We start from the raw sequence: 6,086 nt of genomic DNA on the forward strand, positions 1-6,086 counted from the left end.
GCTGTGCCGGGTCCCTCGGGATCTGCTCGGACGAACGGGCCGCCCGCGGAGTCCTACTGCTTGTCCTTGCCGATGACGAGGTCGGTGCTCCAGGTCTCGCCGGACTTCATCTCCTTGCCGTCGGCGTTGACGGGGGAGTAGACCCCCTCAACGGGCACCGTCTCGCCGGGGGAGGCGGACTGCAGGACGTCGCAGACCTCCGCGAGCGAGGCGACGGGAGTGTCCTTCATGGCGGTGATCACGTCGCCGCCGCCCAGCTTGGCCTTGTAGGCGGGGGAGTTGGTCATGGTGTACACGACCATCATGCCGTCGACGTCCTTCAGCGCCTTCTGCGTCTGCGTCACCTTGGCGGCGTACTCCTCGGTGAAGTAGTCGGCCAGGTTCGGGTTCTTCAGGTCCACCAGCTGCCAGCCGGGGTCGTTCTTCCTGTCGCCGGCGGCCAGCTGGTCGAGCAGCGGCCGGACGTGGTCGCTGCTGATCGCGTAGAACTGCCCCTGCGTCCCTCCCCCTTGGTGGGACAGCGTGTTGATCCCGACCACCTCGGCCTTGCCGTTGAGCAGCGGCCCGCCGGAGTTGCCCGGGTTGATGGTCGCCGAGTGCTGGATGGTCGAGGGATAGCGCGGCAGGGTGGCGTCCGGGGCGGAGTCCTTGACGTCCGGGTTCTGCACGGCGCCGGTGGTGAACACCGGCTTCTGCGCGCCCTGCGCCTCGATCGATTCGGGATAGCCCAGGGCGGTGACGTTGTCGGCGAACGCGACGTCCTTGCTGTCGCCGAACTTGGCCTCCTTGAGGTCCGGTTGGGAATGCGAGAAGGTCAGCACGGCGAGGTCCTCGCACGGGTCGATGCCCAGCAGGCGGGCGGCCACGGGCGCCCGGTCCTCGACGGCGACCCGCAGGGAGGGTTCACCCTGCACCACGTGCGCGTTGGTGACGATGAGCCCCTTGTCCGCGTCGTAGACGACCCCGGTGCCGGACCCGTAGGTCCCGATCACGTGCACCGTGGACGGCGCGGCCCGTTCGTAGATTTCCTTGGGTGACAGGTCGTCGGCGAACGCCACCCCACCGCTGCCGACCGTCAGCACCACCATCGTGGCCACCGCCACGGCGCCCCTGGCCCGTCCTCTCATGAGTTCGCCGCCTTTCTCCCGCACGGACGGCCCCTTTCCAGGCTAGACCCGCACCGGGGCGGTGTCCTGCCGGCCGCGCGCCCGCCCGGGCGGTGGGGATCGGCGGGCCGCCGTGATGTGATGGCGGCATGATCGATGAGTTCCTGGCCCATGGCCTGCCCGAGGTGGAAGAAGCCGTCCGCAAGGCCGCGGCGGTCGAGATCATGCCGCGGTTCCGGCAGCTCGCCGAGCACGAGGTGGACCAGAAGAGCGGCCCGCACGACCTCGTGACCGTCGCCGACCGGAAGGCCGAGGAACACCTCACCGCCTCCCTGACCCGGCTGCTGCCCGGCTCCGCCGTGGTCGGCGAGGAGGCCGTGCACGCCGACCCCAACGTCTACGCGGCGCTGCGCGGCGACGCCCCCGTGTGGATCGTCGACCCGGTCGACGGCACCCGGCAGTTCGTGAACGGCGAACCCGGCTTCTGCACCCTGGTGGCGCTCGCCCAGCGCGGCGAGATCCTCGCCTCCTGGACCTTCGCCCCGGCCCTGGAGGAGATGTCCACCGCCGTGCGGGGGCAGGGCGCGTACGTCAACGGCCGCCGGATCCACAGCGGTTCGCCCGAGCCCGGCGCCGAGCTGCGCGTGGCGACCGCCCACCCGCTGTACACCTCCGAGGAGGACCGGCGCGGCCTCGCCCGGCTCGACGTGCCCGGCATCGCCGCCCGGCCGTGCGGCTCGGCGGGCCTGGAGTACCTGAAGGTGGCGCGCGGCGAGATGGACGCGCTGGCCTTCACCTGGCCCTCCGCGTGGGACCACGCGGCCGGACTGCTGCTGGTCGCCGAGGCGGGCGGCGCGCAGAGCACCGTCGAGGGCGTCCCCTTCCGCGTGGACCGCGACAACGCCCTCCCGTTCGCCGTCGGCCGCGACGAGGCCACCGCGATCCGCGTCCGCGACCTGCTCCGGGGCGCGTGACCGCGGCAGAGGGCGGGTGTGGACGGGACACCCCTAGGGCTGGGGCCAGTGGCCGTCGCCGGACGAAGGAGCTGTTGTCAGTGCCGTCGATTCTCGACGCAGTCGTGGTGGGGGCGGGGCCCAACGGGCTGACGGCCGCGGTCGAACTGGCCCGCCGGGGGCACTCGGTGGCCGTTTTCGAGGCCGCCGACGCGATCGGCGGCGGCGCCCGCACCGAGGAGCTGACCCTCCCCGGCTTCCGCCACGACCCCTGCTCCGCGGTGCACCCGCTCGGCGCCGGCTCGCCGGTGTTCAAGACGATGCCGCTGAAGCGGTACGGGCTGGAGTGGCTGCACGCCCCGCTGCCCATGGCGCACCCCTTCGACGACGGCACGGCCGCCGTGCTCTCCCGTTCCGTGGCGGAGACGGCGGCCTCGCTCGGGCCCCGCGACGCGGGCGCGTACCGGCGGCTCGTGGAGCCGTTCCTCGGCCGATGGGACACCCTCGCCCGGGACTTCATGTCCCTGCCCGGCACCGCCCTGCCCCGCGACCCCGTCACCCTGGCACGCTTCGGCCTCACCGGACTGCCGCCGTCCAGCTGGCTGATGCGCCGTTTCCGCGACGACCGCGCCCGCGCCCTGTTCGCCGGGCTCGTCGCACACGTCATCGCCCCGCTGAACGGGATCGCCACCGGCGCCGTCGGACTGGTCTTCGCGCTCGCCGCGCACGCCGGCGGCTGGCCGATGCCGCGCGGCGGCTCGCAGTCCGTCTCCGACGCCCTCGCCGGCTACCTGGCCGACCTCGGCGGCACCGTCCACACCGGCTTCGAGGTCAAGCGGCTCGACGACCTGCCCCCGGCCCGCGCGTACGTCTTCGACACCTCGCCGACCGCCCTGGCCCGCATCGCCCGCCTCGGCCGCGCCTACGACGGATACCGCTACGGTGCCGCCGCCTTCAAGCTGGACTACGCCCTGGACGGCCCCGTCCCCTGGACCGCCGAGGCCCCCCGCCGGGCCGGCACCGTCCAGATCGGCCCCGGCAGCCGGGACATCGACGCCGCCCTCCAGCTGGCGACCAGTGGCCGCGCCCCCCGCAACCCGTTCCTGATCACCGCCCAGCCCAGCCTCGTCGACCCCGGCCGGGCACCGGAGGGCAAGCACGTCTTCTGGGCGTACGGGCACGTCCCCGCCGGCTGGGACGGCGACCTCACCGACGCCGTCGAACGGCAGCTGGAGCGCTTCGCCCCCGGCTTCCGGGACCTGGTCCTGGCCCGCGCCACGGCCGGCCCGCCGCAGCTCGCCGCCCGCAACCCGAACTACGTCGGCGGGGACATCGCCTGCGGCGCCGCCGCGGGCCTCCAGCTCCTGCTCCGGCCCAAGCTCACCCTGTCCCCCTACACCACCGCCCACCCCGCGGTGTTCCTCTGCTCCTCGGCCACCCCGCCGGGCCCGGGCGTCCACGGCATGTCCGGCCACAACGCGGCCAAGGCGGTCTGGCGCCACCTGCGAAAGGCGAACTGATGGTGCGCATCACCCTCGTCCAGGGCGACATCACGGCCGAGAAGGCCGACGCGATCGTCAACGCCGCCAACTCCTCCCTGCTCGGCGGCGGGGGAGTGGACGGCGCCATCCACCGCCGCGGCGGCCCCGAGATCCTCGCCGCCTGCGAGGACCTGCGCCGCTCCCACTACGGCAAGGGCCTCCCGACCGGCCGGGCCGTCGCCACCACGGCCGGCCGGCTGGCCGCCGACCACGTCATCCACACCGTCGGCCCCGTCTGGTCGCGCGAGGAGGACCGCTCGCACCTCCTCGCGTCCTGCTACCGCGAGTCCCTGCGCGTGGCCGACGAACTGGGGGCGCGCACGGTCGCCTTCCCGGCGATCTCCACCGGCATCTACGGCTGGCCCATGGACGACGGCGCCCGCATCGCGATCGAGACCGTCCGGGCCGCCCGCACCTCGGTGGAGGAGGTCCGCTTCGTCCTCTTCGACGCCGCCGCCCACGCGGTCTTCGAGAGGGTCCTGGGACAGGCCTAGGGTCTGTCGTCAAACTCCCGGCGTCGCCCGGAGGGCGGCCCCGCGGCGTCTGGTGCGTGCTCTACGCGAAGCTCGACTCGATCGACGCGATGCCCGGGATGGCGTGGATGCGGTGGCGCACGAGGGACTCGTACGCCTCCAGGTCCTCGATGACCACCCGGAGCAGGTAGTCGCTGCTGCCCGCCATCAGGTAGCAGTCCTGGATGTGCTCGATCACCGCGACGTGCTCCTCGACGCTGCCGTACGCGAAGCTCGACTCGATCGACGCGATGCCCGGGATGGCGTGGATGCGGTGGCGCACGAGGGACTCGTACGCCTCCAGGTCCTCGATGACCACCCGGAGCAGGTAGTCGCTGCTGCCCGCCATCAGGTAGCAGTCCTGGATGTGCTCGATCACCGCGACGTGCTCCTCGAAGAGGGCGACCGCCTCCGCCGTGTGCCGTTCGAGGCGGATGCGTACGAAGACGGTGATCGGGAGCCCGAAGGACACCTGGTCCACCACGGCCGTGTAGCCGCGGATCAGCCCCGCCTCCTCCAGCCGGCGGACCCGACGCAGGCACGGGGAGGGGGAGAGGCGGACCCGGTCCGCCAGGTCCTGGTTGGAGAGCCGGCCGTCGGCCTGCAACTCCCGGATGATCTGCAGGTCGACCGCGTCCACGACTGCTCCCGAGGGCTTTCCCGGGCGTTCCGGGGGGCTTCTCCGCCGTTTCTTGGCAGATCCTGCCCCAAACGTATGTCCGAGCGGCAGAACTGGCAATCGGCTGCCCCGGCAAAAGCCCTAACGTTGCCCGCGAACGGGCCGGACCGGCCCGCTCTCACAGGCTGGAGCAGATCCCTTGGTCGCGACCAACACCACCGGCGCGGCCGCGCCTCACGACACGGCGGTTCCGCCGGCCGGCAACCCCGCCCGGCGCGGACCGTCATCCCAGGCCCGCGGCATGGCCGCGCTGCTGGTGACCGTGGCGATCTGGGCGGGCTTCGCCCTCAGCGCCCGGGGCCTGAGCGCCTCCAGCCTCCTGCCCGCCGACGCGGCCCTGCTGCGCTTCGGCGTTCCGCTGCTCGTCCTGGCGCCGGCCCTGTGGCGGCGCCGGCGCCGCATCGCCGCCGTGAAGCCGGGCACCGCACTCAAGATCGTCTGCGGGGCGGGGGTGCCGTTCTTCCTCGCCGCCATGCACGGCGGATCCTTGACCTCGGCCGCCTTCGTCGGCTCCATCGTCCCCGGCATGGTCCCGCTCTTCGTCGCCGCGCTGATGGCCGCCCGCGGGCACGGACTGCCGAAGGGCACGCAGGTCGCCGGGCTCGCGCTGATCGCGGCCGGGGTGGCCGCCCTCGTCTGGCGCTACGTCGTGCCCGTCGACGCCGACGTCCTGGAGGGCGCCGGCACCCTCCTGGTCGCCAGCGGACTGTGGGCCCTGTACACGGTCGGGCTGCGGGACGTCGACCTCGACCCCGTCGGGTCGATCGGGCTGCTGTGCCTGCCCTCCTTCGCCGTGATCGGGCTGCTGGTCCTGACCGGGGCGCTCCCGACGGGCCTCGCGCACGCCACGGGCGGCGACATCGCCACGTTCCTCGTGGTGCAGGGCCTCGGGGTCGGGCTGTGCGCCGGACTGCTCTACGCCTACGCCATCCGCAGCCTCGGCGCCGAGCGCAGCTCCGTCGTCGGCAGCCTCAGCCCCGTCGCCGTCGTCCTCCTCGCCGTCCCCGTCCTCGGCGAGTCCCCGACCCCGGCCGTGCTGGTCGGCGTACCGCTGATCACCGCCGGCGTCGTGCTCGCCAACCGCCGCCGCACCCCCGCCCGTCCCGCACCCGCCCGTCCCGCACCAGCTCTTTATGTATATATATATATATATATATATATATATATATATATATATATATATATATATATATATATATATATATATATATATATATATATATATGTATATATGTATATATATATGTATATATATATATATATATATATATATATATATATATATATATATATAT

At 71.5% G+C, this 6,086-nt stretch carries 6 protein-coding genes; 4 read left to right on the forward strand and 2 right to left on the reverse strand.

Going from position 1 to position 6,086, the window contains the following annotated elements; all coding sequences use genetic code 11:
- Positions 1–53: 53 nt before the first annotated feature.
- A complete protein-coding gene (locus tag SSNG_RS28790) occupies positions 54–1,127 on the reverse strand; it encodes a S1C family serine protease (protein ID WP_128637560.1) in 1,074 nt (357 codons plus the stop codon).
- Positions 1,128–1,255: 128 nt separating this feature from the next.
- Here SSNG_RS28790 and SSNG_RS28795 point away from each other — a divergent pair, with 128 nt between their 5' ends.
- The 3 genes from SSNG_RS28795 to SSNG_RS28805 all read left to right on the forward strand — a co-directional run bounded on the left by SSNG_RS28795 (position 1,256) and on the right by SSNG_RS28805 (position 4,094).
- The gene (locus tag SSNG_RS28795) at positions 1,256–2,080 is read left to right on the forward strand and encodes an inositol monophosphatase (RefSeq protein WP_007267454.1); all 825 of its coding nucleotides are present in this window, start codon (positions 1,256–1,258) and stop codon (positions 2,078–2,080) included.
- Between the two features lie 80 nt (positions 2,081–2,160).
- Positions 2,161–3,579: an NAD(P)/FAD-dependent oxidoreductase gene (locus SSNG_RS28800; RefSeq protein WP_007267455.1), complete on the forward strand. Its 1,419-nt coding sequence runs from the start codon at positions 2,161–2,163 to the stop codon at positions 3,577–3,579.
- Complete coding sequence (locus tag SSNG_RS28805; RefSeq protein ID WP_007267456.1) at positions 3,579–4,094, forward strand: O-acetyl-ADP-ribose deacetylase; 516 nt, start codon at positions 3,579–3,581, stop codon at positions 4,092–4,094. Before SSNG_RS28800 ends, SSNG_RS28805 begins: the two co-directional genes overlap by 1 nt.
- 61 nt (positions 4,095–4,155) lie before the next feature.
- Here SSNG_RS28805 and SSNG_RS28810 read toward each other — a convergent pair whose 3' ends face one another.
- A complete protein-coding gene (locus SSNG_RS28810) occupies positions 4,156–4,752 on the reverse strand; it encodes an Lrp/AsnC family transcriptional regulator (RefSeq protein ID WP_007267457.1) in 597 nt (198 codons plus the stop codon).
- Between the two features lie 178 nt (positions 4,753–4,930).
- On the opposite strand from SSNG_RS28810, the gene SSNG_RS28815 reads away from it, so the two are divergent.
- On the forward strand, positions 4,931–6,086 hold a 1,156-nt coding region (locus SSNG_RS28815), incomplete at its 3' end, for a DMT family transporter (RefSeq protein ID WP_241695141.1).

The sequence above is a fragment of the Streptomyces sp. C genome, from assembly GCF_000158895.1.
GTDB classification, from domain to species: domain Bacteria; phylum Actinomycetota; class Actinomycetes; order Streptomycetales; family Streptomycetaceae; genus Streptomyces; species Streptomyces racemochromogenes.

What these genes read in the sequence shown, in the direction of transcription:
- SSNG_RS28805 (WP_007267456.1), top strand. Translation starts at nt 3,579, where the DNA reads ATGGTGCGCATCACCCTCGTCCAGGGCGACATCACGGCCGAGAAGGCC.
- SSNG_RS28790 (WP_128637560.1), bottom strand. Translation starts at nt 1,127, where the DNA reads ATGAGAGGACGGGCCAGGGGCGCCGTGGCGGTGGCCACGATGGTGGTG.
- SSNG_RS28795 (WP_007267454.1), top strand. Translation starts at nt 1,256, where the DNA reads ATGATCGATGAGTTCCTGGCCCATGGCCTGCCCGAGGTGGAAGAAGCC.